This window comes from Pseudomonas sp. GP01-A4 (assembly GCF_058780865.1).
Genome location: NZ_JBYSWF010000034.1, coordinates 1 through 25,749, shown reverse-complemented (window position 1 = coordinate 25,749; position 25,749 = coordinate 1). Strand labels below are relative to the sequence as shown.

The 25,749-nt window shown below is 62.9% G+C and carries 22 protein-coding genes and 1 pseudogene; 8 read left to right on the top strand and 15 right to left on the bottom strand.

Annotated features, from left to right (window positions below):
• Nucleotides 1-19: 19 nt before the first annotated feature.
• Nucleotides 20-199, top strand: a pseudogene (locus AC3WKX_RS19385) (cupin domain-containing protein); the annotation flags it as partial.
• Between the two features lie 6 nt (nt 200-205).
• Here the strand turns inward: AC3WKX_RS19385 and AC3WKX_RS19380 are convergent.
• A complete protein-coding gene (locus AC3WKX_RS19380) occupies nt 206-1,069 on the bottom strand; it encodes a LysR family transcriptional regulator (RefSeq protein WP_102605160.1) in 864 nt (287 codons plus the stop codon).
• Between the two features lie 102 nt (nt 1,070-1,171).
• On the opposite strand from AC3WKX_RS19380, the gene AC3WKX_RS19375 reads away from it, so the two are divergent.
• Entirely contained in the window at nt 1,172-2,170 is a 999-nt protein-coding gene (locus tag AC3WKX_RS19375) for a quinone oxidoreductase family protein (protein WP_102605161.1), read from the top strand.
• A 238-nt stretch (nt 2,171-2,408) separates the two neighbouring features.
• Here AC3WKX_RS19375 and AC3WKX_RS19370 read toward each other — a convergent pair whose 3' ends face one another.
• The 3 genes from AC3WKX_RS19370 to AC3WKX_RS19360 all read right to left on the bottom strand — a co-directional run bounded on the left by AC3WKX_RS19370 (nt 2,409) and on the right by AC3WKX_RS19360 (nt 4,092).
• Nucleotides 2,409-2,717: a hypothetical protein gene (locus AC3WKX_RS19370; RefSeq protein WP_008434626.1), complete on the bottom strand. Its 309-nt coding sequence runs from the start codon at nt 2,715-2,717 to the stop codon at nt 2,409-2,411.
• Between the two features lie 137 nt (nt 2,718-2,854).
• A complete protein-coding gene (locus AC3WKX_RS19365) occupies nt 2,855-3,577 on the bottom strand; it encodes a pirin family protein (protein WP_008434624.1) in 723 nt (240 codons plus the stop codon).
• 83 nt (nt 3,578-3,660) lie between these two features.
• Nucleotides 3,661-4,092, bottom strand: coding sequence for an AraC family transcriptional regulator (locus AC3WKX_RS19360; protein ID WP_102605162.1), 432 nt, complete (start codon nt 4,090-4,092; stop codon nt 3,661-3,663).
• Nucleotides 4,093-4,262: 170 nt separating this feature from the next.
• Here AC3WKX_RS19360 and AC3WKX_RS19355 point away from each other — a divergent pair, with 170 nt between their 5' ends.
• The 4 genes from AC3WKX_RS19355 to AC3WKX_RS19340 all read left to right on the top strand — a co-directional run bounded on the left by AC3WKX_RS19355 (nt 4,263) and on the right by AC3WKX_RS19340 (nt 8,400).
• Nucleotides 4,263-4,853 (top strand): antibiotic biosynthesis monooxygenase, encoded by a 591-nt coding sequence (locus tag AC3WKX_RS19355; RefSeq protein WP_003207311.1) that lies wholly within the window; start codon nt 4,263-4,265, stop codon nt 4,851-4,853.
• The gene (locus AC3WKX_RS19350) at nt 4,850-6,688 is read left to right on the top strand and encodes an amidohydrolase (protein ID WP_102605163.1); all 1,839 of its coding nucleotides are present in this window, start codon (nt 4,850-4,852) and stop codon (nt 6,686-6,688) included. The genes AC3WKX_RS19355 and AC3WKX_RS19350 overlap by 4 nt, the downstream gene beginning before the upstream one ends.
• 18 nt (nt 6,689-6,706) lie before the next feature.
• Complete coding sequence (ycaC, locus tag AC3WKX_RS19345) at nt 6,707-7,330, top strand: isochorismate family cysteine hydrolase YcaC (RefSeq protein ID WP_161635723.1); 624 nt, start codon at nt 6,707-6,709, stop codon at nt 7,328-7,330.
• A 182-nt stretch (nt 7,331-7,512) separates the two neighbouring features.
• Nucleotides 7,513-8,400 (top strand): LysR family transcriptional regulator, encoded by an 888-nt coding sequence (locus tag AC3WKX_RS19340; protein WP_102605164.1) that lies wholly within the window; start codon nt 7,513-7,515, stop codon nt 8,398-8,400.
• Between the two features lies 1 nt (nt 8,401).
• Here AC3WKX_RS19340 and AC3WKX_RS19335 read toward each other — a convergent pair whose 3' ends face one another.
• The 11 genes from AC3WKX_RS19335 to AC3WKX_RS19285 form a co-directional block, all read right to left on the bottom strand.
• Nucleotides 8,402-11,089, bottom strand: coding sequence for a TonB-dependent receptor plug domain-containing protein (locus tag AC3WKX_RS19335; RefSeq protein WP_256579802.1), 2,688 nt, complete (start codon nt 11,087-11,089; stop codon nt 8,402-8,404).
• Nucleotides 11,090-11,125: 36 nt separating this feature from the next.
• Nucleotides 11,126-11,617 (bottom strand): RidA family protein, encoded by a 492-nt coding sequence (locus AC3WKX_RS19330; RefSeq protein WP_003211308.1) that lies wholly within the window; start codon nt 11,615-11,617, stop codon nt 11,126-11,128.
• Between the two features lie 25 nt (nt 11,618-11,642).
• A complete protein-coding gene (locus AC3WKX_RS19325; RefSeq protein ID WP_008434613.1) occupies nt 11,643-13,217 on the bottom strand; it encodes a flavin monoamine oxidase family protein in 1,575 nt (524 codons plus the stop codon).
• A gap of 26 nt (nt 13,218-13,243) precedes the next feature.
• On the bottom strand, nt 13,244-15,364 hold the full coding sequence (locus AC3WKX_RS19320) for a TonB-dependent receptor (protein WP_102605165.1): 2,121 nt from the start codon (nt 15,362-15,364) through the stop codon (nt 13,244-13,246).
• 309 nt (nt 15,365-15,673) lie between these two features.
• Nucleotides 15,674-16,633, bottom strand: a complete 960-nt coding sequence (locus tag AC3WKX_RS19315) for a D-isomer specific 2-hydroxyacid dehydrogenase family protein (protein ID WP_102606440.1) — start codon at nt 16,631-16,633, stop codon at nt 15,674-15,676.
• Nucleotides 16,630-17,808 carry an acyl-CoA dehydrogenase family protein gene (locus AC3WKX_RS19310; RefSeq protein ID WP_102606441.1) on the bottom strand — a complete coding sequence of 393 codons (1,179 nt, stop codon included), beginning with the start codon at nt 17,806-17,808 and terminating at the stop codon, nt 16,630-16,632. The genes AC3WKX_RS19315 and AC3WKX_RS19310 overlap by 4 nt, the downstream gene beginning before the upstream one ends.
• A gap of 139 nt (nt 17,809-17,947) precedes the next feature.
• A complete protein-coding gene (locus tag AC3WKX_RS19305) occupies nt 17,948-18,952 on the bottom strand; it encodes an ABC transporter substrate-binding protein (RefSeq protein WP_102606443.1) in 1,005 nt (334 codons plus the stop codon).
• 13 nt (nt 18,953-18,965) lie between these two features.
• The gene (locus AC3WKX_RS19300; RefSeq protein ID WP_008434605.1) at nt 18,966-20,309 is read right to left on the bottom strand and encodes an LLM class flavin-dependent oxidoreductase; all 1,344 of its coding nucleotides are present in this window, start codon (nt 20,307-20,309) and stop codon (nt 18,966-18,968) included.
• Nucleotides 20,310-20,322: 13 nt separating this feature from the next.
• Nucleotides 20,323-21,279, bottom strand: coding sequence for an ABC transporter substrate-binding protein (locus AC3WKX_RS19295; RefSeq protein WP_102606444.1), 957 nt, complete (start codon nt 21,277-21,279; stop codon nt 20,323-20,325).
• 102 nt (nt 21,280-21,381) lie between these two features.
• Nucleotides 21,382-22,962 (bottom strand): rhodanese-related sulfurtransferase, encoded by a 1,581-nt coding sequence (locus tag AC3WKX_RS19290; RefSeq protein ID WP_102606445.1) that lies wholly within the window; start codon nt 22,960-22,962, stop codon nt 21,382-21,384.
• Nucleotides 22,959-23,582: a cysteine dioxygenase family protein gene (locus tag AC3WKX_RS19285; RefSeq protein WP_008434600.1), complete on the bottom strand. Its 624-nt coding sequence runs from the start codon at nt 23,580-23,582 to the stop codon at nt 22,959-22,961. Before AC3WKX_RS19285 ends, AC3WKX_RS19290 begins: the two co-directional genes overlap by 4 nt.
• 220 nt (nt 23,583-23,802) lie before the next feature.
• Here AC3WKX_RS19285 and AC3WKX_RS19280 point away from each other — a divergent pair, with 220 nt between their 5' ends.
• On the top strand, nt 23,803-24,708 hold the full coding sequence (locus tag AC3WKX_RS19280; protein WP_102606446.1) for a LysR family transcriptional regulator: 906 nt from the start codon (nt 23,803-23,805) through the stop codon (nt 24,706-24,708).
• A 107-nt stretch (nt 24,709-24,815) separates the two neighbouring features.
• Nucleotides 24,816-25,610: a class II aldolase/adducin family protein gene (locus AC3WKX_RS19275; RefSeq protein ID WP_063031004.1), complete on the top strand. Its 795-nt coding sequence runs from the start codon at nt 24,816-24,818 to the stop codon at nt 25,608-25,610.
• Nucleotides 25,611-25,749: the final 139 nt, after the last annotated feature.

The following is a 25,749-nucleotide window of genomic DNA, read 5'->3' as shown; positions in this document are numbered from 1 at the left end:
AACCAACAATGCAAATGCGGGGGAGGCCGTGCGGGCCATTCGCCCCGGCGACACGGTATGGATTGCACCCGGTGTCAAGCATTGGCATGGCGCCACGGCGAACACCGCCATGACCCATATCGCGATCAACGAAATGCTCGACGGCAAGGTGGTGGACTGGATGGAGCAGGTCAGCGACGAACAGTACGCCGCGCAGTAATCGGTCTCACCGCCGCAACTGCGGCTCGCCTTCAATGCAGCTCACCAGAAACTCCATCACCACCTTCACCGAAGGCGAGCGGCGCATATCCGGATACACCGTCAGCCAGATATCGCGAACCGGGCCTTCGGTGTTCGTTGCCAACCGCACCAATGCCGCGTCGTGATCTCCCACCAGCGTGGGCAATACCACCGCACCTACTTGGGACCGGGCGGCCATTTGCTGGGTGATCAGGTCGCTGGCGGCGAAGGCAATCGTGCGGTTGCCGCGCACCTGATGCATCCACGCCTGTTGGGGCAGGTGGTCGCGGGTGGCGTCATAGGCAATGAATGTCCACTGCTCAGCGGGCAGTTGTTTGAGCTGGGGCGTGGCATAGAGGCCGAAGCGCACGGCGCCGACCTTTCTGCGTACCAGCGCTTCCTCATCGGGACGCACCGTGCGCAGGGCAATGTCGGCTTCGCCTTTGTCGAGGGCGGCCAGCGTCGTCGAGGACATCAACACGATATTCAGCTTGGGATACTGCGCCCTGAAGCGTGCGACATGGGGCGCGATGCAGTGGATGGCAATCGACGGCGGGCAACTGACCCGCACGGTGCCGGCCACTTCGATCGAGGCCACGCGGGACAGGCGCATCACTTCGGTGGCCATCTCGCCCATGCCGGCCGCCAGCTTCGCCAGTGCCAGGCCTTCCTCGGTGAGCGGCCGGCTGCGGGGCAGGCGATCCACCAGTTTGACGCCGAGGGCTTTTTCCAGGGCATCGACGCGCCGGCCAACAGTGGCGTGTTCCACCTGCAGTTCGCGGGCGGCAGCCGACAGTGATTGGGTGCGCGCCAGCACGGTGAAGAAATACAGATCCTGCCAGTCGAACATCGGGTTATTTTCGCACGGAGGGTGGGAGGTATTGGGGAATTCTCGTACAGAGTAGCGCCTTTTACCATGGCGCATTCCCACTGCAAACGGAGTTGTCCCGCGATGAAAGCCCTCACCCTTGAAACCTACGGCGGCCCGGAAGTTGTTCAACTGCGCCTTGATGTGCCCAAACCCCAAGTGACCGCCGGCCATGTACTGGTCAAGGTGGCCTGTGCCGGGATCAATTTCATGGATGTTCACACCCGCCAGGGCAAGTACGCCAAGTCGGTGACCTACCCGGTACGGCTGCCGTGCACTCTGGGTATGGAAGGGGCCGGTGTGGTGGTGGCGGTGGGCGAGGGCGTGAGCCATCTGGCGCCGGGTGATCGAGTGGCCTGGTGCATTTCATGGGGCGCGTTCGCCGAATACGCCAGCATACCCGCCGCGCGAGTGGCGCAGATTCCCAATGCGATCGGCTTCGATCAGGCGGCTGCGGCGATGTTCCAGGGCTGCACGGCTCACTACCTGATTGAAGATGTTGCGCGGTTGCAGGCGGGCAACAGCTGTTTGATCCACGCGGCGTCCGGCAGCATCGGCCAGTTGCTGGTGCAAATGGCCCGGCGACTCGGTGCCACGGTATTCACCACCGGCAGCAGCACTGAAAAATGTGCGATTGCCCTTCAGCGCGGTGCTGATCACGCCTGGTCATACGACGGGTTTGCCGAGCGAGTCTTGCAGGTAACGCAGGGGCGGGGTGTGGACGTGGTGTTCGATTCGGTGGGCAAGGCCACCTTGCGTGAAAGCTTCAAGGCCTGTCGTACGCGGGGGCTGATCGTCAATTACGGCAACGTCTCCGGTTCGATCACTGACCTCGATCCGATGGAGTTGGGGGAGGCCGGTTCACTGTTCCTGACTCGCCCACGGCTCAACGACCACATGGCTGACGGGCCTACGGTGCAGAGGCGTGCCAATGCGGTGTTCGCGGCGATACTTGAAGGTTCGCTGACGGTGGATATCGAAGGGCATTACGCCCTGGAAGAGGTGCAGCAGGTGCACGCGAGGATTGAGGCACGGCAGCAGATTGGCAAGGCGGTGGTGTGGCTGGACCGTGAACTTCACTAATGGAGAGGGAGCTTGCGTGGCGAGGGAGCTTGCTCCCGCTGGGCTGCGAAGCGGCCCCAACACCTGCCAATGGGGTCTTCCTGGAGAAACGCGGTGAGTTCATTGGGGCTGCTGCGCAGCCCAGCGGGAGCAAGCTCCCTCGCCACAGGGGTCGTGGCGCTTGTGAGGATCAGTTAACAGCAGGCGAAAAAAAGCCGGCTGATCAGGCCGGCTGGGGGTGAACCGCGAACGACAGGGGTTACGCGCGGTTTTCCATCAGGCGGTCAGCGCCACCTTCAGCTACACGGTTTTCTTGAAGACGGTCAGCACCACCTTCAGCTACACGGTTGCCCTGGAGACGTTCAGCGCCCCCTTCAGCAACACGACGTTCCAGCAGGCGATCAGACCCGCCTTCAGCAACGCGGCGTTCCAGCATACGGTCAGACCCACCCTCAGCCACGCGGCTGTCCATCAGGCGATCCGCGCCGCCTTCAGCGAGGGCAGGTTGGGTAAAGGCGCTTACAGCAAGTACCGAGAAAGCGAGGCTAAGCAAGAGTTGGCGTTTCATGAGGGTGTGCTCCGGGAAAGTCGTTGGTTGGTATGGATGCGATGTTACGCGGCAGATTTTTTAAGAGAACTTCATTGGGCTGATGGTGACTATCGACGCCAGCGATGGCCCGTTTTCCCGGGCCATCGCGTCGCTCATCACGGCATTTCTGGCAGTTCCCGAGGGCGCAGGTCGAACACCAGCACCTCGGCGTCCTCCCCATGGCTCAGGTGAATCTCCCGCTCATCGCGCACTCGGGCACCGTCGCCTTCGTGCAAGCGTTGGCCGTTGACTTCAACGCTGCCCCGCGCCACATGGATGTAGGCGTAGCGTTCCGGGGCCAGCGGCAGGCTGGCGGTTTCAAAGCCGTTGAACAGCCCGGCATACACCCGCGCGTCCTGGCGTACGCCGAGGGAGCCGTCGGTGCCTTCCGGCGAGATGATCAACTGCAACCGGCCGCGTTTTTGCGCCTCGGTGAAGTGCTCCTGCTGATAGCGCGGTTCGGCGCCCGCCACATCCGGCACGATCCAGATTTGCAGGAAGTGCACGCCCTGGGTGTGGCTGTGGTTGAACTCGCTGTGGGCCACGCCGCTGCCGGCGCTCATCAGTTGCACGTCGCCGGGGCGAATCACCGAACCGGTGCCCAGGGTGTCCTTGTGTTCCAGGGCGCCTTCGAGCACATAGGAGAAAATCTCCATGTCGCGGTGCGGGTGTTGGCCGAAGCCCTTGCCGGCGGCAACCCGGTCATCGTTGATCACCAGCAGGTCGGAAAAACCCTGTTCTTTGGGATTCCAGTAGTTGGCGAACGAGAAGGTGTGGAACGACTTCAACCAACCGTGATTGGCGGCGCCGCGTTCCGAGGCTTTGCGAAGGGTCAGCATGGGGTGTTCTCCTCAAGGGAAGCCTGGCTGCGAGATGCAGGGCTTCGGTGTGAGGAGAAGATTACTGGTTAACGATAGGTTGATTAAGAAGCTGGAATCGGAATGACTGTCTCTTTTAGGTTGACGATCGCCAGCTGTGCCGTCCGCAGATGATGGCGGTAGCGCAGCTGAAGTTTGCGCCAGGCCATTGGGTTCACGCCTTCGCTGCGGCTGAACAGGTGACAGAAGTGCGCCTGGTCGCAGAACCCGCATTCCTGGCTGATCTGCGTCAGGCTCAGGGCGGAGCCGGTGATCAGCACCTTGGCCTGCTTGATGCGTTGCTGGCGAATCCATTCCTGGGGCGATACACCGGTGGTGCGCTTGAAGGCCCTGGAGAAATGGCTGCGGGAAAGCTCACAGGCGCGAGCCAGTTCCGTCACCTCCAGAGGGCCAGCAAGATTGGCGAGGATCAATTGCTTGACCCTCTGTTCCCGCTCTGAACACAGGGTCCCGGTTGCAGCTGCTGGTTGAGCCATGATCGCTATCCGTGGTCGATGGGCGCTTGTTTTCACACACCTTACCGGTGAATGAATCCCCAGTGTAGACCGCTGCAAGCATCTGTTGAACTGAGCACATGCATGCAATTTTTCTGGATCGGGCCGTCGCACACTAGCGCGAACGTTCAAGCATCCAGGGGAAGGGCACGATGGACTCAACAGCACAAGGCGGGCCGGACGAGGTCGTGACCCTGGTGGTCAAGCACCGCATAAAACCCGGGCTTGAAGCCGACTACGAAGCCTGGCTGCGACGCATCGTGCGTATTGCCGGTGAGCGTCCCGGGCACCTCGGCGTCGATGTGGTGCGCAGTAAACAGGGCGGGTTGGCGCTATTCACCTGCGTGCTGCGTTACCGCTCCACCGAAGACCTGGAGCGCTGGCTCGATTCGCCGCAGCGCCTGGAGCTGATCAACCAAGCCGCACCAATGCTGGCCGACGGCGACCAGACCGAAGTCGGCGCGGTCAACGAGTTCTGGTTCTCGCCCCTGGCCGATGCTGCCGCCAAGCCGCCGCGCTGGAAACAGGCAGTGGTCACGCTGCTGGTGATCCTGCCGCTGACGTTGCTGGTGCCGATCATCTGGGGCCCGGTACTGCGGCTGCACCCGTTCCTGTCCAACTACATCGTCGCCACCTTCCTGGTCACCCTGACCATCGTTGTACTGGTGGTTTACCTGCTGATGCCGGCGGCCACCCGTCTGTTCGCGCCCTGGCTTGAAGCCTCTGTAAAGGAAACCCTATGAACGCCGACCTGATTCTGTTCAATGGCCAGTTCCACACCGTGGACCGTGAAAATCCCCGCGCCACGGCAGTAGCGATCCACCAGGGACGCTTCGTCGCGGTGGGCACCGACGGCGAAGCCATGGCCCTGCGCGGCAGTGGTACCCAGGTCATCGACCTCAAGGGTCGCACTGTCATCCCTGGCCTCAACGACTCGCACCTGCACCTGATCCGTGGCGGCCTGAACTACAACCTCGAACTGCGCTGGGAAGGCGTGCCGTCACTGGCCGATGCCCTGCGCATGCTCAAGGATCAGGCTGACCGCACGCCCACGCCGCAGTGGGTGAGGGTGGTGGGCGGCTGGAACGAATTCCAGTTCGCCGAAAAACGCATGCCCACCCTCGACGAGCTCAACCAGGCCGCCCCCGATACGCCGGTGTTCGTGTTGCACCTGTATGACCGGGCCTTGCTCAACCGCGCCGCCCTGCGCGTGGCTGGCTACACCAAGGACACACCGAACCCGCCCGGCGGCGAGATCGTGCGCGACCACAACGGCAACCCCACCGGCATGCTGGTGGCGCGGCCCAACGCGATGATTCTCTACGCGACCCTGGCCAAGGGCCCGAAACTGCCCCTGGAATACCAGGTGAATTCCACCCGCCAGTTCATGCGCGAACTCAACCGCCTGGGCCTGACCAGTGCCATCGACGCCGGCGGTGGTTTCCAGAACTACCCCGACGATTATGCCGTGATCGAGCAGTTGGCCAAGGCCCAGCAACTGACCGTGCGCATCGCCTACAACCTGTTCACCCAGAAGCCCAAGGAAGAACTCAGCGACTTCAAGAACTGGACCGGCAGCGTGACCCTGCATCAGGGCGACGACTACCTGCGCCACAACGGCGCCGGCGAAATGCTGGTGTTCTCGGCGGCCGACTTCGAAGACTTCCTCGAACCACGCCCGGACCTGCCGCTGACCATGGAGCAGGAACTGGAACCGGTGGTGCGCCACCTGGTGGAACAGCGCTGGCCGTTCCGCCTGCACGCCACCTACAACGAGTCGATCTCGCGGATGCTCGACGTGTTCGAGAAGGTCAACCGCGACATCCCGTTCAACGGCTTGCCATGGTTCTTCGACCACGCCGAAACCATCACCCCGCAGAACATCGAGCGCGTGCGGGCGCTGGGCGGCGGCATCGCGATCCAGGACCGCATGGCGTTCCAGGGTGAGTACTTTGTGGAGCGCTACGGCGCCAAGGCCGCCGAGGCCACGCCGCCGATCAAACGCATGCTCGCCGAAGGCGTGCCGGTGGGCGCTGGCACCGACGCCACCCGGGTGTCGAGCTACAACCCCTGGACCTCGCTGTACTGGATGGTCAGCGGCCGCACCGTCGGCGGGCTGGAACTGCACGCCGAGGGGCTGCCCCGGCTGACGGCCCTGGAACTGTTCACCCACGGCAGCGCCTGGTTCTCCTCCGAGCAGGGCAAGAAGGGCCAGATCAAGGTCGGCCAACTGGCGGACGTGGCGGCACTGTCGGCGGACTTCTTCAGTGTCGACGAGGAAGCCATCAAGTGGATCGAATCGGTACTCACCGTGGTCGGCGGCAAGGTGGTCTACGGCGCCGGCGACTTTGAAGATTTCGCACCACCCAGCGTGCCGGTGCTGCCGGACTGGTCGCCGGTGGTCAAGGTACCGGGCCACTGGCGCCCGGCGTCAGCGCTGCAAGCCCAGGTGCACCAATGCAGCGGCCCCTGTGGCGTGCATGCCCATAGCCATGAACGGGCGCGTCTCTCGAACGTGCCGGTCAGCGACTTCCAGGGTTTCTGGGGCGCGTTTGGCTGCTCGTGTTTTGCCTTCTGAATCTAACCCCAAAAGAGTATTCCCATGACTTACAAACGCCTGAACAAAGATGACGCCGTGGTCCTGCTGGTGGATCACCAGACCGGCCTGATTTCCCTGGTGCAGGACTTCTCGCCCAACGAATTCAAGAACAACGTCCTAGCCCTGGCGGACCTGGCCAAGTTCTTCAAGCTGCCGACTATCCTCACCACCAGTTTCGAAAGCGGCCCCAACGGCCCGATGGTGCCGGAGCTGAAAGAACTGTTCCCGGACGCGCCTTACATCCCGCGCCCTGGCCAGATCAACGCGTGGGACAACGAAGATTTCGTCAAGGCAGTGAAAGCCACCGGGCGCAAGCAACTGATCATTGCCGGTGTGGTGACCGACGTGTGCGTGACCTTCCCGACGCTGTCGGCCCTGGCTGAAGGGTTTGAAGTGTTTGTGGTCACCGATGCTTCGGGCACCTTCAATGAGACCGTGCAACAGGCGGCGTGGGCACGCATGACGGCGGCCGGTGCACAGCTGGTGAACTGGTTCTCGGTGGCCTGCGAGCTGCAGGTGGACTGGCGCAACGACATGGAAGGCCTGGCGAATCTGCTGTCGCCGCGTATTCCCAACTATCGCAATTTGATGAACAGCTACTCGGCGCTGACGGCCAAATAAACCGCTCTCTGATATGCAGGTAATCCAATGTGGGAGCGGGCTTGCTCGCGAAGGCGGTGTGCCAGTCAATACATGTACCGACTGACCCACCGCCTTCGCGAGCAAGCCCGCTCCCACATTTTGATTTGTGGTGTGGCGACTGACCGGCTATAAAACAGCCCAGCGTCCACCGAGAAGCGACAATGAACCCCTTCGAAGACATGCGCCTGTTTTGCCAGGTCATGGAATCCGGCAGTTTCACCGCTGCCGCCGAGCATCTTGGCCTGTCCAAGCAGTTTGTCAGCCGCCGCCTGATCCAGCTGGAAGAGCGCCTCGGCGTACGCCTGCTCAACCGCTCCACCCGCCGCCTGGACGTCACGCCGCTGGGCCAGAGTTACTACGAATCCGCCCTGCGCCTGCTCAGTGAAGTCGAGCAAGTGGAGCAGGGCATCGCCGGGCAAAACACCGAGCCCCGAGGCACCATTCGCCTGAGCGCGCCGTTGTCGTTTGCCATGGCGCACCTGGGTTGCCTGTTGCCGCTGTTCCTGCAACGCCACCCTCATGTCACCGTGGAAGTGGACCTCAGCGACCGCCCGGTAGACCTCATCAGCGAGGGCTACGACCTGGTGCTGCGCATCGGCACCCTCGAGGATTCGACCCTGATCGCCCGACGTATCGCCAGTGTGCAGCGCGTCTACTGCGCCAGTCCCGACTACCTGGCCCGCCACGGCACGCCGCAGAGGCCCGATGACCTGGCCGATCACGCATGCCTGCCTTACGGCCATGGTCGCCAGGTGCAATGGCACTTCAAGGTCGATGGCAAACCTCACACCCGCAACGTCAGCGGGCGCATGCGGGTCAACAACGGTGAGCTGCTGCGGGATGCCGCCGTGGCCGGGTTGGGCATCACCTACCTACCCCATTTTATCGTTGCCCAAGCCTTGCAGGACGGCCGCCTGGTGACGCTGCTGGAAGACTGCGCGCCCGAACCCCTGACCCTTTCCGCCGTTTACCCCCAGCACCGCCAGAGCTCGCGCCCGGTGCAGGCGTTGATCGAGTTCCTGCGTGAACGCCTGGCCGGCGGTTGTTGAATCAGAACGCGTACTGCACCCGGCTGTAGTAATACCCGCCGGTAAACCCGAACGGCGAATAGCTGCCCCAGTTATCGCCGAACGACGAGTTCTTCACGCCGATGTGATCCGGGTATTTGTCGAACAGGTTCTGCGCACCTACGGCCACCGTCAGCTGTTTGCTGATCGCGTAGGCCACGTCGAGGTCAGTGATCCACTTGGCCGAATACGTGCGGTCCAGGCTCGCGTCGCTGGAGCTGTTGACCTCGGTGTAGGTGCCGTAGCGAGTCAGGCGCAGGTTGACGTCGAAGTCGTGGATCGCCCAGTCGGCGGAGAAGATCATCTTGCTGCTGGGTGAGGTCTTGGTGATCAGTGCCCGTGACTGGCGACCCATCAACTGGAAGTTGCCCAGGGCGGCGAGCTGCGCCGGGGTGTCGTTGACGCTGAGGATCTGCGTGTGGTTGTAGTTCAGCGCCGCCGTCCATTTCACCGAGCCGTAGCGGTCGAGGTTCTGCCGGTAGTTGCCCACCACGTCCACCCCGGAGGTGCGGGTGTTGGCGCCGTTGGTGAAGTACTGCGCGCCCGCCGTGGCCGGTACGCCGATGCTGTCCAGCAGGGAGGCAATGCCCGGGCCCTGGAAGCGTTCGCTGAGCACCAGGCGGTCCCGCAGGTTGATCACGTAGCCGTCCACCGTGAGGCTCAAGTCATCGCTTGGGGTCACGGCGAAACCGAGGCTGAAGTTGGTCGAGCGCTCCGGCTTCAGTGACTTGGCACCCAATGCCTGGGCGCCGGCGGAATCCACCGGCAGGATCACGTAGTTATACGACTGGTACACGCCATTGATGGTGTCGAACCCGGTGGAGCGTGCGGTGAAGATCTCGTTGGCCAGGGACGGTGCGCGAAAGCCGTTGCTGACGGTGCCGCGCAGGGCGAACACCGGGTTGAACGCATACCGCGTGCTGAGCTTGCCGCTGCGGGTACCGCCGACGCCTTCGTTGTAATGTTCGTAGCGTCCGGCCACGCCGACGTACCACTGCTCGGTGGGATAGAACCCGAGGTCGACATAGCTGGCGACGCTGTTGCGGCTGACCTTCTGCGCGTCTTCCGGACGGATGCCGTTGGTGACCTGGGCCCCCGGATCGGGACGCTGCCCGGCACGCGGATGGCCTGCCGGGAACACGTAGCCGCCATCGATATAGGAAGCCTCGGAGCCGGCGCGGGTCTCGTAGCTTTCGCGTCGGTGCTCCAGGCCGAACGCCACGTCCAGCGGCTTGGCCAGGCCGATCTCGTAGGTGTTTTTCAGGTCGAGGTTGGTGGTGAGCTGGTCGGCGATGTAGATCCCGGAGGTGAACTTGTTCGGTGTGCTTTCGCCCAGGGACGGGTTCTGGTTGTCGTAGGTGCGCTGCTTGGCGTAGTTGCGCCCGTAGGTGCTGCTCAGGTCCCAACCCCAACCGCCGCCAAGGTCGTTGCCCTTGGCGCCGAAAGCCGATTGGAAGTCCGTCTCGTTGACCAACCAGTACGGGCTGTAGCCATCGGGGTATCCATTGGGCCCGGTGGTGATGGTGTTGCGGCCGTTGGGCAGGCGGAAGTTCTGGCCGTCGTTGTTCTCTCGGGTGGCCAGGGTGGAAAACGAGTACAGCGTCAGGTTGTCGTTCAGCGGCAGGTCGAGGTTGTACGCCACATCGCCCAACTGGCTGCGGGGCGAGCCGTAGCCTTTGTAGGTGTGGTGGCTGGAGGTGGCTTCGCGCGGGTCGGGGGAACCGTCCGCCAGCGGGTAGTAATGGCTGCTGTAGCCGTTGCTGCCGGCCTTGTTGTCGCGCTCCTGGTAGCGGGTGTCGAGGGACACGTTGAGCACCCCGGCTTCACCCACCTGGAAGCCATAGTTCAGCGCCTCCTGGCCGGTGCCGCGCTTGCCGTCGTAGTTCTGGCCCAGGGTGGTGTCGGAACTGCCGCCGGTGGTCTGCTTGAGGATGATGTTGATCACCCCGGAAATCGCATCCGAGCCGTATTGCGCCGCCGCACCGTCGCGCAGCACCTCAACATGGTCGATGGCAGCCACCGGGATCAGGTCGAGGTCGCTGGGGGCCGCGCCGCTGTTGATGCCGTTGATGTTCAGGGTGGCGCTGGTATGGCGGCGTTTGCCGTTGACCAGCACCAGTACGTGAGAGGCGGTGAGGCCGCGTAGGGTGGCCGAACGCACCACGCCGCTGGCATCCCAGCCGGCGCGGTCGGGCAGGTTGAACGAGGGGATGAGCTTGCCCAACGCTTCGAGCAAACTTGGCTTGCCCACGGCCCGCAGTTGTTCGCCGCTGATCACATCAATCGGCGTGGGGCTGGTGGTGACGGTACGTTGTTCGGCGCCACGGTTGCCGGTGACCACCACGGTGTCGAGGGTGGGGGAGCGGTCTTCGGCAGATTCGACGCCGAAGGACGCCAGGCCACACGCCAGCGAGAGCGGCAGGAGTTTCAGATGATTGTACCGGTGTAGCCTTTTACGATGAGCGAGCTTGCTGTGGCCAGGGAGCTTGCTGTGGTGAGGGAGCTTGCTGTGGCGAGGGAGCTTGCTCCCGCTGGGCTGCGTAGCAGCCCCAATACCGTCGCCACAGTCTTCCGGGGAAATTGCGGAGTCAGGCTTCAGGGCCGCTACGCGCCCCAGCGGGAGCAAGCTCCCTCGCCACAAAGGTGCCGTCAGCCAGTTGAATTTTCGCATGAGAGTGGAGCTCCTTGGTCTCGAGTGATGTCCCTGTCAGCGTTTGCGCGCGGCAACCGCTTCGATTTCTACCAGCCCGCCGGGCAATGGCAGCGCGACGACTTGCACCGCGGTGCGCGCCGGTTTTTTCGGCTGCTCGGCACTGCCGAAAAACGGCGTGTAGCCTTCCTGCAACCCGGCAAAGTCGAGCTTGCCGCCCTTGGCTGGATCGCCCACCAGGAATATCCGCAGCTGCACCACATCTCCCAAATCCAGGCCCTGGCCTTGCAGCACACCCTTGAGCTTGTTGAGGATCGACGTAGTCTGGATGGCCGTGTCGCCATAGGCGGCAAACGAGTCTTTCGGTGCCTTGGGGTCATGCAGGTCGGCCAGCAACCCACTCACAAACAGCAGCTCGGTCTGCGGCGGCACCGACACCGCCAATGAGATCGGGAAATTCGAGTTCGGCAGCGGCACGCGCTTGATCTCATCGGCGTGGGCGGCAAGGGTGGTGGCGGTCATCAGCAGTCCTGCAAAAAGCGTCTTCATCGGTTCATTCCTTGAGAGAGAAAAGTCAGGCGGCGACGCCCGGTTGCTGGCGTTCGGCATGCCGGCCGATCAGCGAGACGATGCGCCGCGCCGAATCGGCGGCGCTGTTCTGCCAGATGCCGACGCCGCCGTGGGCGAGGGCGTCGCTGGCCAGGTACGTGCGGCCCTGGGGCTCGTTGAGCAGGCGGTAGGCGCTTTCGCCGACCTCGTCGTTGACGATCCACGGGCCCTTGCTGTAGCTGACTTTCGACCAGTTGATCGCCACCGGTTTTTGCAGCTTGGCGCTGTGGCCGGGGTGCAACAGCTCCACCGCCTGGCGTGAGGAGGCGAACTGTTCGGCCAGGGATTTCTGGCTGAAGGCCTGGGCCGATTCACTGGTGTTGTAGGCCGCCACCAGAATCCCCTGGGCGCTGTTGAGGCGGTCGCTGGGGTACCACAGGCCTTTGACTTCATGGTCGAGGTACGACAGGCCGCCGTAGATGTTGAAGTCGGTTTCCCAAAAACGCGGCGCCTGCCAGGCCACCTTGTTGGCCTGGTCGCTTTGCGCGGTCTGGATCGCCTGCTTGAAGGGTGCCGTGAAGTTGGTTGGCAGCTTGGCCAGCAGCGGCAAGGGCACGGTGACAATCGCGTAGTCGGCACTCAGCACCTGGGTCTTGCCGCTGATACGGTCGCGGTAGGTGATCCGGCTGCCTTGCTCCGAGGTCTGGATATCGCTGACTTCGGCGTTGAAGCGCACCGCATCTTTCAGATGCTCGTAGAAGGCATACGGAATGCGGTCCATGCCGCCCACCGGCTGGAACATGGTGGAGGAAAACTCCGGGATTTCATCGAACACCAGCGCGCCCCACAGCTTGGGATTGAGCAGGGTCTGCAGCTCCAGCGGCGCGCGGGTCACGCCGGTCTGGTCGCCGGCGCCGGGCACGCGGGTGTAGCCGGAGCGCACCGAACCCTTGTATTGCAGGTCGCCGTTGAGGTCGCCGTACACCTTGAGGAAACTCAGCAGCGCCTTGCGGTCATCCACGCTCAGGTCCTGGTCCAACGCCTTGCGGCTGACTGTGCGGGCCAGCAGTTCCGAGAGTTGGCCGCGGGTGTCGTTGACCGCCTGGCGCAGCTGGAATGCCGGTTGCTGCGTATCCGGCCGGGCCAGGGCGTTGCGGCTGCTGTTGACCAGTACTTGCAGCTCCACACCCAGCTCGCGGCAGTAGCCGAGGATCGTCTGGTGGTGGCTGGGAATACGCGCGGGGCCGGCGTTGAAAAACTGCCCGTCATCAAAGTCGACGGTCTGGCTGACGCCGTCGTCGAAATCGACCTTGGTGCCTCGGCGCAGGGTCCAGTTGCGTCCACCCACCCGGTCGCGGGCTTCCAGGATCGTCACGTTGAACCCGGCCTTGCGCAGCTCATATGCGCTGACCAGCCCGGAGATCCCGGCGCCGACTACCACCACCTGCTTGCCTTTGCCGGTGCTGCCCAATTGCAGCGGGGTAAAGCTCGATGCCACCGCCTGAGGCGTCAGCCCCAGCGCGCCCAATGCGCTGACAGCGGCGGAATAACCGCCCACGGCGGCAATACGGGAAATCAGTTCCCTGCGGGTAAAAGCCATGATTCGCTCCTTGAGATAGCGGTTTGTCAGAGGTCGTAGCGCACGGTCAGCAACAGGGTTCGCGGGTCGTTGACCGAGTAGTAGCGGGCGCCGCTGGAGGGCACGTAGCCCACCGACTGCGGGTAGGCGCGGTCCAGCAGGTTTTTCACCGCCAGGGTGGTGGTCCAGTGGCCGTCGCCGCTGATGTAGCGGGTGTTGGCGTTCCAGAAGGTCTGTTGCGGGATTTCCTGGATGTCGTCGTTCAATGCGTTGGCGTAGGACTTGGTCTGGAACTGCGCATCGGTGCCTGCCAGCCAGGTGCCCGGCAGCCCGGCCGGGATGGTGTAGTTCAGGCCAACGCTTGCATTCCAGCGTGGCGAGAACACCAGTTGCTTGCCGTTGGCATCCACCCCGGCACCGCTGGCGTTCTGGAAGTCGTCGTACTTGCTTTGCAGGTAGCCGACGTTGGCGGTCAGTTGCAGGTCGCGGCTCAGGGCGGTGAGGGTTTCCAGCTCCACGCCGTAGGTGTGGGCACGGCCGACGTTGGTGCGCAGGCTCACCCCCAGCGCCGGGTCATAGGCGTTGGTTTGCAGGTCTTTGTAGTCGTTGTAGAACAGCGCGACGTTGGCCCGCAGGCGCTGGTCGAAGAAGTCGCCCTTGACCCCGGTTTCCCAGGTGGTCACGTCTTCCGGGGAGAACGCCTGTTCGGCGGCGGCCTGGGTGGGGGCGCGGTTGTCGTAGCCACCGGCCTTGAAGCCCTTGGCGACGTAGGCGTACTGGTTCAGGTGCGGGGTCCAGGCGTATTCGAAGCCGATCTTCGGGCTGGTGGACTGCCAGGATTTGCTCGACTCGGCGGTGAAGTTGGTGCCGGTGATTTGCCGGTCGGTGTTGATCGCGTAGTTGGTGAAGTCGAAATTCTTGTGCTCGCGGGTAAAGCGCAGGCCGGCGATCAGCGACAGTTGTTGCGTCAGCTTGTAGGTGCCCTGGCCATACAGCGCATAGCTTTCGGTGTTGGTGGTGCTGTATTGGCCCTGGCCGATCACCCGATTGCGGGCGATGGAATAGGTAAGGTTGTCGCGGTCGGCGTCGAACTTCTCGCGGTACAGGTACACCCCGGTGCTGAAGCTGAAATCGTCGTAGTCGCCGTTGAGCTGGAACTCCTGGGTCGCATAGTTCTGCTTGTACAGAATCAGGTTGTTCTGGATCAGCGCGGCTTGCCCTGAGTTGTCGTAGTCCACCGGTTGGTGGAACGCCGAGTAGGCGGTCACCGACTTGAAGTTCAGGTTGTCATTGATCGCGTAAATCGCCCGCAGTACCGAGCTGCCCTGGTCCAGGCGGTTTTTCGGGTCGAGGCTGCTGTAGCTCTTGAACTTGTCGAAATGCCCGTTGGCGTCGAAGGGCGTGTAGCTGGTGGTGTCGCCCCGGTCGAAGGTACCGGCCAGGGTCAGTTGCACATCCCACGGCGAATCCACCGGCTTGTAGCGCAGCTTGCCGCGGTAGGACTGGATGTCGATGTTGTTTACATCCTTGCCCCGGGTGGGGTCGGAGACGGTGCCGTCGCGGCTCAGGCGGATCGCCGAGAAACTGCCGAACAGCGCGTTGTCCACCAGCGGGCCGCTGATCAGCAGGCGTGCGTTCTGCGCATCGTAGTTGCCGGCGCCCAGCTCTACAAAACCACGGGTTTCCTGGGTCGGATCGCGGGTGATCACGCGGATCGCGCCGGCGCTGCTGTTGCGTCCGTACAGGGTGCCCTGGGGCCCGCGCAGCACTTCGACACGCTCCACATCGTTGAAGTCGAGCATCGACGAAATCGCACGCGGGATGTACAGGTCATCGGCATACACGGCGACGGCGGCTTCCTGGATCGGGTCGGTTTCACCGATACCGCGAATGCCGTAGGTCTGCGCGCTGTAGGAGATCGACTGGCGGCTGAGTGTCAGGTTCGGCACCTGGCCCGAGAGGTCGCGCACGCTGTTGATCTGCTTGTCTTCCAGGGCCTTTTCATCAAACGCGGAAATCGCCAGCGGGGTTTTTTGCAGGTCTTCGCTGCGGTGCTCGGCGGTGACGTTGACCACCGGCAGGGCGGTGTCGTCGGCGTGAACGGAAAGGCCGAACAGGGCGAGGGAGATGGCCAGTGCCAGGCGATTGGGTACGGCGGTAGGACTCATGATGGACCCCTGAGGTGGTTGACGGTTTAGGCAAAATTGGGCCTCCACCTGGTCAGGGGTCGGTACTGGATGTAACAGTATTTGTATAAATGCCGGGCGTAAAAGTCCGATTAGTTATAAGTTAATTATAAAAAATAGGTATGTATTGGTTTGAATGTGATGCGTAAGGCTGATGATATTTTTCAGCCGACAAAAAACAAATGTGGGAGCGGGCTTGCTCGCGAATGCGGTCGCTCAGTCAACATTGATAGTGACTGAAACACCGCATTCGCGAGCAAGCCCGCTCCCACATTTTGATCTCTGTTGGGTTTAGTAACCGCGTTGGGTATCAGCGAGGTTTTCCAGCGGACGATCACTCAGATACCTTTCCAGATTGCCCAGGAAACTGTCCGCAATGTCATGCCGGCTATTGGTCGAAATCGCCGACGTATGCGGCGACACCCTGACCCTCGGATGCCCATACAACGCATGCCCGTCCGGCAATGGCTCGGGCTCGGTCACATCCAGCGAAGCCAGCCCGATATGGCCGCTGTCCAGCGCCTCCAGCAGCGCCTCATGATCCACCAATCCTCCCCGGGCAATATTGATCAGGTGCAACCCTGGCTTGGCATTCGCCAGCGCCTCCCGATCGACGATATGCCGTGTGGCCTCGGTCAGTGGCGCTGCCAGCACCAGGTGATCGGAACGAGCAAACAGGTCATGGATATCCCGCGCCGCTTCCACACCCTCCACGTCAAACGGCGTGTCAGTTTGGCGTAATGCCACCACCTTGACCCCCAACCCATGAGCCTTCTGCGCCAGGCTGCGGCCAATCGCGCCAAACCCGAGAATCCCCAGGGTGGTGCCCTTGAGCGGGCGCAACGGGGTGAACTGCCACTGGGCATCCTTTACCCAGATATCCGGCAAATGCTTGGCCGCCGCGAAGATTGCCGCCAGGGCGAACTCGGCGAGGTTTTCGGCGGCGCTGCCCCGTGAGGTGCTCACCGGCGGCCCGTTGAACAGCCACCTGGGATAGAAGTCGATGCCCGACGACACCACCTGGATCCACTGCACGCCGTACGGCCAACCCGGTGGCGGTGTGTCCGGCGCGGTGTAGCCGCGCACATTGATCGGCCGGGCCAGCAGGATATTGGCCTGGGCCGGCAAGTCGCTGGGCACACCGGCCGGCACGCTGATCACCTCGGCACCGGGGTGGGTGAGGGCCAGGCGCTGGCGGATGACTTGATTGAAATCTTCGTCCAGCTGGCTGGCGATAATCACCTGGCTCATGGGCGTTCCTTGTGTCGTTGAGCGAAGACGGCCTTGCCGACGCCTTGCAGCACCGCGTCGTTCTGCGGGGTATGCACGCGGCTGCACAGCACGTCGCGGTAATGCCGCTGCAGTGGGCTGTGTCGGGACAGGCCGGGATTGCCGGACGCCTCGATGGCCAACTCGACGGCACGGATCGCGTTGCCGGTCACCAGGTATTTGATCTGTGCGGCGTGGGCTGCCGGGGTGTGCCCGTCGGCGGCGGCGTCCAGCAGGCTGCGGTTGGCAAACAGCAGAGTGTCGATATGCCCGACGGTCTCCTGAAAGCGCGGCAAGGTCGACAGCGCGGCGCCGAGGTTGGACGGCTTGCGTTGTTCCAGCCAGCCCACCAGCCAGTCGCGCGCGGCCTGGGCCACGGCGTCGTACACCGATGAGAGCAGTACCGACATCCACAGGAACCCGTCACCGTCCAGTTCCGCCTGCGGTGCGCTCCAGGGGCTGACGCTGACCGCGTGGTCCAGCGGCACCAGCACGTTGTCGAACACCACTTCATGGCTGCAGGTGGCGCGCATGCCGAGGTGGTCCCAGGTGTCGATGATGCTGATGCCGGGGCTGTCCCTGGGCACCAGCCAGGCGCCTACCAACGGGTCTTCATCGCTGCTGCGGGCCCACACGCTGAACCAGCTCAGGCCATGGCTGCCGGTGGAGTAGATCTTGCGCCCGCTGATGCGCCAGCCGGCGGCGGTACGCCGGGCGATGGTCGCGGGCAGGCCGCCACGGGCCGGGGTGCCGAGGTCGGGTTCGACGCGCAGGGCATTGATCAGTGCACCCTTGCGCACAGCGTCTTCGGCGACCTGGGTGCGCAGGGCGGGCGACCAGGTTTTGCTGTCTTGCAGGCGCGTGTGTTGCAGGTACTGCATCACCAGGATCAGCGCGGTGGACGGCTCGCCCTTGGCAATCGCGCTGATGGCCTTGCGCGCCTGGCTCAGGTTGGCACCGCCACCGCCGAGGGCCTTGGGCACGGTCAGGGCGACAAGGCCGTGTTCGTGCAGCAGCTTGAAGTTGTCGTGGGGGAAGGTGCCGCTTTCATCAACGATCTGTGCAGTGGCGGCGAGCTGGGCGCTGAGGCGTTCCAGCAAGGCTTCGAAATTGGCCACTTCCACGGAGCGCAGTGACGGTTGAGAAGAAAGGCTCATGATGGGTGTACTCGTTCAAAATGTGGGAGCGGGCTTGCTCGCGAAAGCGGTGTGTCAGGTTGCACATCCGTTGGCTGATCCACCGCTTTCGCGAGCAAGCCCGCTCCCACATGGGTTATTCGGCGTTTTCGAAGGCGGGTTATATCGGCAGCAACTTGAACTGCCGGTCCCACAACGGGCTGACATCCAGCCGCTCGTTCAATACCCCGGCATTGAAGAACAGGTCCGCCACTTCCTGCTGCGAAGCGATGGCCTGGTCGTTCACCTCGATCACGCTGTAGGGCTGGCTGCGGTTGTTGTACACGTCGAGGAACACGGCCTGGTCCACACCGAGCAACTTCGCCGATTTTTCAGCCCACGGCTCAGGGTTGTTGTTCATCCATTCCAGCGTGCGCGCCTGGCGCTGCAAGTAATCCTGGATCGCCTGTTTGCGCAGCGGGTCTTCCAGGGCAGCGGGGCGGGCGCCGATCAGGTAGTTGCCGGAGAGGTAGCCGAGGGCGGTTTTCAATACCCGGGCGCCGCTGCGGAATTTCGCCAGCTGGATAAACACCCCGTAGATCACCCAAGCGTCCAGCTGGCCACTCTGGAACGCGCTGAAACCGTCCTGTGGCGTGAGTGCCACGGGGGTGATGTCGTTGAAGGTCAGCCCTTGCTCCTTCAAGGCCTTGATCAAGAAGTAGTGCGAGGTGGTGGAGCGCACATAGCCCACACGCTTGCCTTTCAACTGGGCGATGGATTCAATTTTCGACTCCTTGGGAATCAGGATCACCTGGTTATTCACGTCACCTTGCAGCACCGCAATCAGCTTCGGCTCGCGGTGGCTCTGGATCGAGAAGATCGGCGGGATCTCGCTCATGCCGCCAATGTCCAGGCTGCCGGAGGCCAGCGCTTCGACGATCAGGTTGCCGCCGGCGAACTCGGCGTAGTCGACTTTATAGGGCGTGTTGGAAGTGCCGGCGTCGTCGGTGAAGTACGAGTCCTGGCCACGGTAGGTGGCGACGGCCAGGGTCAGGTCCGAGAGCTTCGCAGGTGCAGCGAAAGCCCGGGGCACCAGCGAGGCGAGGCCCAGGGCGCCAAGGGCAATCGAACTGGCACCCAGGAAGCCGCGACGATTGAACTGTCCGTGTTTGATCGTGTTCGTCATGGTCGTGCCCTGGTCAGATGGCGATCTGCGTTGGTTGAGTTTCGAACGGGGTGCTGTAGCGGTTCGCCGGCACGTCCAGGCCAAGGTTTTCCCGCAGGGTGGCGCCGCTGTATTCGCTGCGCAACAGCCCGCGTTGTTGCAGCACCGGCACTACCAGCTCGGTGAAGTACTGCAAGCCGTCCGGCAGCAGTGAATTGATGATGAAGCCGTCGGCCGCGCCGGCTTCGAACCAGGTCTGGATCGCGTCGGCGACCTGCTCCGGGGTACCGACAAAATCGCGCTTGGGCCGGGAGAACCGCAGGGCCACTTCCCGCAGGGTCAGGCGTTCATCGCGGGCCAGTTGCTTGATGCGGTCGGAGCCGCCTTTCTGGCTGTTGGAGCCCAGGTCGCCGAGTTCCGGGAAGGGTTCGTCCAGCGGGTACTTGCTGAAGTCGTGGTCGTTGAACGGGCGGCCCAGGGCGACGATTGCGTCCTCGACGGTCACCAGCTCCACAGCTTGCTGATAGCGGCTTTCCACCTCGGCTTCGTCGCGGCCAACAATCGGCCGGATGCCCGGCAGGATCGACAACTGATCAGCATCACGGCCAAAACTGCGGGCGCGTTTCTTCAAGTCCTGGGCGTAGGCCTTGGCTTCGTCGAAGGTCTCGGCATGGACAAAAATCGCGTCGCTGTTTTCGGCGGCAAAATTGCGCCCGTCCTCGGAAGTGCCCGCCTGGAAAATCACCGGCTGGCCCTGGCGCGAGCGGGCGATATTCAGCGGGCCCTTGACCGAGAAAAACTCGCCCTTGTGTTCCAGTGCATGCAGCTTGCCAGGGGTGAAAAATTCGCCGCTTTGCTTGTTGTACGCAAAGGCATCGTCTTCCCAGGAATCCCACAGGCCCTTGACCACATTCACGTGCTCCCTGGCGATGCGGTAGCGCACGGCGTGGGGCGGGTGCTCGGCCTTGCCGAAGTTGTCGGCGGTGCCGCTGAGCCACGAAGTCACCACGTTCCAGCCGGCGCGGCCGCCGCTGATGTGGTCCAGAGAGGCGAACTGGCGTGCCACCTGGAACGGTTCGGTGTAGCTCACGGTGACGGTCGCCACCAGGCCGATGTTCGAGGTCAGGGCCGCCAGGGCCGAAAGAATGGTCAGCGGCTCAAAACGGTTGAGGTAGTGCGGGCTGGATTTTTCATGGATATGCAGGCTGTCGGCGATGAACACGAAGTCGAACTTCGCGCCTTCGGCCAGTTGCGTTTGATGCTTGTAGAACCCGAAGTTGACGCTGGCATTGGGTTGCGCCTGCGGGTGGCGCCATTCGCCCCAGCCGTGACCGACGCCGTGCACCATGGCACCGAGTTTCAGTTGGCGTTTGCTCATGTTCTCTCTCCTTTTAGCGGGAAGCCTGGGTAAGCGGGGCACGTTTGGCGTTGAAGCTTTTGTCGAAGCCTTGGGAGACGTCGATGTGCTTGGTCAGCAGGCCTTCGTCCTGATAGATGTCGGCGGTGGTTTGCAGGCCGCTGATCACCGAGTCGTCAATCGCCACCGGTTGCATATGGGTGGCGTTGGCCACGGCTACGTGCACCTCCAGCGGCAAGCCGGTGATTTTGGCCATGGCGGCGGCGAACGCCTGCGGGTGATCGTTGCTCCAGCGGTAGGCGCGGTCGACCCGTGCCACGAAGTCGTCCAGCTGCACGCGCTTGTCGGCAATTGCCTTGGCGGTGGCGGCGAGGTACAGGTGATTGCTCAGCAGGTTGTTGCCGCTGGCAAGGACCCTTGCCTGGCTCTGGCTGGTGACCACGGTGGTGTAGGGGTCCCAGGTCGACCAGGCATCGGCGGTGCCGTTATCCAGCACCAGCCGTGACTCGCTGGGCAGCAGGAAGATGAACTGCACGTCGTGGGTGGAAAGGCCGGCGCTGCGCAGCGCCTTGATCGCCAGGAAGTGCCCGATGGAGCCGCGGGTGGTGACGATGCGCTTGCCCTTGAGGTCGGCAAGATCGTGGATCGGGGAGTCTTTCGGAACAATCAGCGCGGTGGTGTTGCGGCCTTCGGCGTGGATGATGCTCACCACCTTCAGCGGTGCTCCGGCACCGAGGGCGAATACGTAGGGCGCGTCCCCCAGCGCGCCGATGTCCACGGCCCCGGCGTTGAGGGCTTCGCCCAGCGGTGCGGCGGCGGGGAACTCGGACCACTGGATTTCGTAGGGCACATCCCGGGTTTCGCCGGCGACTTCCAGCAGCGCCTTGATGGTGGATTTCTGGTTGGCCACTCGCAGGGGCTGCAGGTCGGCGGCCTGGCAAGTCGCACCCAGGGTGAGGGCGGCCAGTAAAAGGGCAAGGGTAAAGCGCATCAGGCGGGCTCCAGGCTAGGTCTTGCGTTCAGTCGCCTCCGCCTGGAGAAGGGGTCGGCTGGTAGTGGGAAGAGGAGCGAGCGGGCTCGCTCCTGGGGGTGTTCAGATCACATAAAACCCGTGGGTGCCGTCGCGGGCCAGCTGGTCCACCAGGCCGAACTCCCAGTCGAGGTAGGCCTGCATGGCTTCCTTCGGATTGTCGGTGCCTTCGTACGGGCGGCGGTAGCGGTCGATGCGCGGTGAAGCGAGGCGGGTCTCGCCTTCCTCCAGCGGCAGTTGCGCGGCGATCCAGCTGGCAGTGCCGTCCTGCAGCAGGAACACGGGCTTGCCGGTCAGCGCTTCGACTTGCGCCACCGCGAGGCGCGCCAGCTGGCTGCTGCCACAGGTCAACACATAGCGTTCGGCAGCAGGCACCTTGCGCAAGGCTTCGGGCAACTGCCCGCGCAACGCCCACCAGGCACCGGGAATGTGGCGCTTGACGTAGTTGGCGCTGGCGGTGAAATCCAGTACTGCGGTGTCGCCATGAGCCTGCCATTCGGCGAGGGTGTGCGGGCTGATCAACTCGGCCTGTTGCGGCGCCGGGACGGGGGCAACCCAGGCCCCCGGTTCGCTGAAGTGCGCAGGTTGCAGGTCATCCAGCACATGCACTTCCCAACCCAGTTGTGCGAGCCAGGACGCAGACATATTGGCCCGCACGCCGTCGTCATCCACCAGTACCAGCCGGGCGCCGCGTACGCTGGCGACGTGATCGGTTTCCTGCACCAGTTGGCCGCCCGGTGTGGAGCGCGAGCCGGGCAGGTGGCCGGCTTCGAATTCTTCCGGGGTGCGTACGTCGAACAGGTAAGTGGTGCGCGCCGATTCCTGCTGCCAGCGTTGCAGGTCGGTGAGGGTGGCGCGGCCTACGCGGGCCTTGTCGGCGACTTGGCGGGCGTCCCTGGCGGCGATCTGGCGGTGTTCTTCCGAGGTCGGCGCGAAGCGTCGAGCCTGGCCGTGTTGCAGCTTCTGCCCGGCCAGGGTCCAGCCGATGGTGCCGTTGCGCAGGGCAGACACCGGGTTGGCGATGCCGGCATTGATCAGCGACTGGGTGCCGATGATGCTGCGGGTACGCCCGGCGCAGTTGACGATAATGCGCGTGGCCGGATCCGGTGCCAGCTCACGGGCGCGCAGCACCAGTTCGGCGCCGGGCACGCTGATGCCGGTGGGAATGCTCATGGTCTGGTATTCATCGAAGCGGCGGGCGTCGAGCACCACCACGTCGGCGTTGCTGTCGAGCAACGCCTGCACTTCTTCAGCCGCGAGCGACGGTGTGTGGCGCTGGCTTTCCACCAGCTCGCCAAAGGATTTGCTTGGCACGTTGACGTCGATAAACAGCTCGCCACCGGCGCTGCGCCAACCGTCCAGGCCGCCTTCCAGCAGGCTGACCTCGGTATAGCCGAGCGCCTGCAAGCGCTGGGCGGCGATCTGTGCCAGGCCTTCACCGTTGTCGTACACCGTCACCTGGGTATCCCGGCGTGGGATGCGTGAATACACTTCCAGTTCCAGTTTCGACAGCGGGATATTCGCGGCGAACAGCGGGTGGGATTCGGCGAAAGGCGCTTCCTCGCGCACATCCACAAGGGCGACTTCTTCACGGTCCAGCAGGGCCTGGCGAATCTGGGCGAAGCTGCGGTTCGATACAGTCATGGGGCAGGGCTCTCTTTGGACAGGGCGTCTTTGGACAAATCCCAGATGTTCGGGAGAAAAGCGTTGGAATAACCGGAGATAAACAGTTTCTCGCTGCCGTCCGGCTGGTACACGGCGCGGCGTACCGCACCGATGTTGGCGCCATACACATGAATGCTGATGGACACCTGGTCACTGAAGGCATTGCTGACTTGATGGATGTCACCGATCTTCGGCGACACGGCTTCCACCTGGCCGGGTTCCAGCTGGATGCGCTTGCCGTCGGCGACCAGTGCGCCCTCGGCGTTACGCTCAAAGCCCTGGGAATACTCGGAACCGCGCAGCATGCCGATCAGCCCCCACACGCGATGGTCATGGATCGGCGTGGTCTGCCCCGGCCCCCACACAAAGCTGACGATGCTGAAGCGCTGGCGCGAATCGGCGTGCAGCAGGAATTGCTGATAACGCTCGGGGTCGGGTTGGGCAAACTCGTCCGGCAGCCAGTCATCGTGGCTGACCAGTTGCGCCAGCAGCTTGCCGCCGCGGTGCAGCAGGTCGCCTTCGCGAGGGTTGCCGTCGATCAATTCCGCCAGGGCGCCAATGAATGCTCTGAGTCTCTCCGGGTGTCGGGCCTGGGTCATGACAATTCCATCGTGGGTGGTTCGTGGTGATGGGTTTATCTAAGCATAATGTTTATAGTTAATATGCTATTTTTTAATGATTAGGTTATAGCGGAAAGTAATTTAGAACCGGTTTGAATAGCGTTAGACGTTATCGATCCGGGGGTTGGGCTATCCAGCCACCGTTTATGGAACTATGCTTTTCACACATCTTAATGACTGTTCTCTATGTGCGGCCCAAATGAAAATTGACGATATCGATGCCTTTGTCGAAGTGATTCGTTGCCAGTCCATCAGCCATGCCGCCGAGTCGCTGCAACTGACCCAGCCGGCCATTACCCGTCGCGTGCAGAACTTCGAGCAGGCGCTGGGGGTGGAGTTGTTCGACCGCAACACCAAGCCGCTCAAGCCTACTTTGATCGGTACGCGGGTGTATGAACAGTGCCGTTCGATCCTTCGGGAAATGGACGCCCTGCGTGAACTGGTGGCCACCGACGCGCCGCCCACCGGCCTGCTGCGCCTGGGGGTGCCGCAGACCATTGGCGACGTGGTGTTGCTGGACGCCCTCAAGCACCTGCGCATTGAATTCCCCGAGCTGCGGGCCCAGGTGGCTACCGGCTGGGGCAGCCAACTGGTGGGCAAGATCGAGCGCGGCGAACTGGACGCGGCGGCGGCGCTGTTTCCGGCGGGCAAGATCTTCCCGGACAACATCGTCGGCGAGTCCATCGGCAAGATGGAACTGGTGGTGGTGTGTGCCAAGGCCCAACTGCCGAAGAAGCCCTGCAAGCTGGCAGACGTGTACCAGAATGGCTGGATCCTGAACCCGGATGGCTGCGGTTTCCGTGCCGGGTTGCAACGCACCCTGTCGGACCAGGGCCTGGCGTTGCGGGTCAACCTGGAGACCTTCGGCACCGAGCTGCAACTGGGCCTGGTGGCTGACGGCCTGGGCCTCGGCCTGGTGCCACGCCCGCTGCTGGAGCGCAGTGCCCATCGCGATCAACTGGCGGCCATGCCCCTGAAGGACTTCAAGCCGGTGATGGACCTGTGGCTGATCTACCCGCATTTCCTGGGCAACCTGCAAGGGCCGGTGGACGCGTTTGGCAAGCTGGTGGCGGCGTCGTTGCACAAGGTGCGCAATGCGGCATGATATGAAAAAAAATAATAATTAGCTTAGATTAAAATGTGCTTTTTATTATTTTTGGTCATCCCCTAGGCTTGCCTGGAAGTCCTTAAGGCCATCCAGGAAGTTTTGCCATGAGCAGCGTCACCTCGATCTCCAGTGTCTCGAACAACGTCCGCCAGCGGGTTACCCCGGAAGAGTGGGAGGTGCGCGTTAAACTTGCGGCGGCCTATCGGCTGGCGGCCTTGTACAAGTGGACCGACCACATCTACACGCACTTCTCCGCCCGGGTGCCGGGGCCTGAGGAGCATTTCCTGATCAATGCCTACGGGCTGTTGTTCGATGAGATCAGCGCTTCGAATCTGGTCAAGGTGGATATCGACGGCACGATTGTCGATGACCCTACGGGCCTGGGGATCAACTATGCGGGCTATGTGATCCACAGCGCTATCCATGGGGCTCGCCACGATTTGCAGGCCGTGCTGCATACGCATACGCGCGACGGTATTGCGGTGTCGGCGCAGAAGGACGGGTTGTTGCCGATCTCCCAGCATTCCATCGGGTTTTCCGGGCGCGTTGCGTACCACGGGTATGAAGGTGTGGCCCTTGACCTGGATGAGCGTGAGCGGTTGGTGGCGGACCTGGGGGACAAGAGTGTGATGATCTTGCGCAACCATGGATTGCTGACGGCGGGGGTGAGTGTGGAGCATGCGTTCCAGCAGCTGCAGGGGCTGGAGCGGGCGTGCAATATCCAGATTGCGGCGCAGGCGGGGGGGAATGCCGAGTTGATCTTTCCGCCGGCGGAGGTGGTGGCCAAGGTGGAGAAGCAGGCAGAAGTGTTCAAGAGCGGGGATGGGCCGGGGGTGGCGCGGCACTGGAATGCGTTGATTCGGCAATTGGAGCGTACGGATACTGATTACAAACTTTGACGTTGTGGGTTTGGTATTTTCGCTTGGTTGTGGGTGTATATCCGTTATTTAGGTAACGGCCACTATTGGTTCCGCTCTTACAGCGGCTCACTTTTGAAAAGCGCAAAAGTAAGCAAAACGCTCTTGCCCCACCACTCGG

What these genes read in the sequence shown, in the direction of transcription:
- AC3WKX_RS19380 (WP_102605160.1), bottom strand. Translation starts at nt 1,069, where the DNA reads ATGTTCGACTGGCAGGATCTGTATTTCTTCACCGTGCTGGCGCGCACC.
- AC3WKX_RS19375 (WP_102605161.1), top strand. Translation starts at nt 1,172, where the DNA reads ATGAAAGCCCTCACCCTTGAAACCTACGGCGGCCCGGAAGTTGTTCAA.
- AC3WKX_RS19370 (WP_008434626.1), bottom strand. Translation starts at nt 2,717, where the DNA reads ATGAAACGCCAACTCTTGCTTAGCCTCGCTTTCTCGGTACTTGCTGTA.
- AC3WKX_RS19365 (WP_008434624.1), bottom strand. Translation starts at nt 3,577, where the DNA reads ATGCTGACCCTTCGCAAAGCCTCGGAACGCGGCGCCGCCAATCACGGT.
- AC3WKX_RS19360 (WP_102605162.1), bottom strand. Translation starts at nt 4,092, where the DNA reads ATGGCTCAACCAGCAGCTGCAACCGGGACCCTGTGTTCAGAGCGGGAA.
- AC3WKX_RS19355 (WP_003207311.1), top strand. Translation starts at nt 4,263, where the DNA reads ATGGACTCAACAGCACAAGGCGGGCCGGACGAGGTCGTGACCCTGGTG.
- AC3WKX_RS19350 (WP_102605163.1), top strand. Translation starts at nt 4,850, where the DNA reads ATGAACGCCGACCTGATTCTGTTCAATGGCCAGTTCCACACCGTGGAC.
- AC3WKX_RS19340 (WP_102605164.1), top strand. Translation starts at nt 7,513, where the DNA reads ATGAACCCCTTCGAAGACATGCGCCTGTTTTGCCAGGTCATGGAATCC.
- AC3WKX_RS19335 (WP_256579802.1), bottom strand. Translation starts at nt 11,089, where the DNA reads ATGCGAAAATTCAACTGGCTGACGGCACCTTTGTGGCGAGGGAGCTTG.
- AC3WKX_RS19330 (WP_003211308.1), bottom strand. Translation starts at nt 11,617, where the DNA reads ATGAAGACGCTTTTTGCAGGACTGCTGATGACCGCCACCACCCTTGCC.
- AC3WKX_RS19325 (WP_008434613.1), bottom strand. Translation starts at nt 13,217, where the DNA reads ATGGCTTTTACCCGCAGGGAACTGATTTCCCGTATTGCCGCCGTGGGC.
- AC3WKX_RS19320 (WP_102605165.1), bottom strand. Translation starts at nt 15,364, where the DNA reads ATGAGTCCTACCGCCGTACCCAATCGCCTGGCACTGGCCATCTCCCTC.
- AC3WKX_RS19315 (WP_102606440.1), bottom strand. Translation starts at nt 16,633, where the DNA reads ATGAGCCAGGTGATTATCGCCAGCCAGCTGGACGAAGATTTCAATCAA.
- AC3WKX_RS19310 (WP_102606441.1), bottom strand. Translation starts at nt 17,808, where the DNA reads ATGAGCCTTTCTTCTCAACCGTCACTGCGCTCCGTGGAAGTGGCCAAT.
- AC3WKX_RS19305 (WP_102606443.1), bottom strand. Translation starts at nt 18,952, where the DNA reads ATGACGAACACGATCAAACACGGACAGTTCAATCGTCGCGGCTTCCTG.
- AC3WKX_RS19300 (WP_008434605.1), bottom strand. Translation starts at nt 20,309, where the DNA reads ATGAGCAAACGCCAACTGAAACTCGGTGCCATGGTGCACGGCGTCGGT.
- AC3WKX_RS19295 (WP_102606444.1), bottom strand. Translation starts at nt 21,279, where the DNA reads ATGCGCTTTACCCTTGCCCTTTTACTGGCCGCCCTCACCCTGGGTGCG.
- AC3WKX_RS19290 (WP_102606445.1), bottom strand. Translation starts at nt 22,962, where the DNA reads ATGACTGTATCGAACCGCAGCTTCGCCCAGATTCGCCAGGCCCTGCTG.
- AC3WKX_RS19285 (WP_008434600.1), bottom strand. Translation starts at nt 23,582, where the DNA reads ATGACCCAGGCCCGACACCCGGAGAGACTCAGAGCATTCATTGGCGCC.
- AC3WKX_RS19280 (WP_102606446.1), top strand. Translation starts at nt 23,803, where the DNA reads ATGAAAATTGACGATATCGATGCCTTTGTCGAAGTGATTCGTTGCCAG.
- AC3WKX_RS19275 (WP_063031004.1), top strand. Translation starts at nt 24,816, where the DNA reads ATGAGCAGCGTCACCTCGATCTCCAGTGTCTCGAACAACGTCCGCCAG.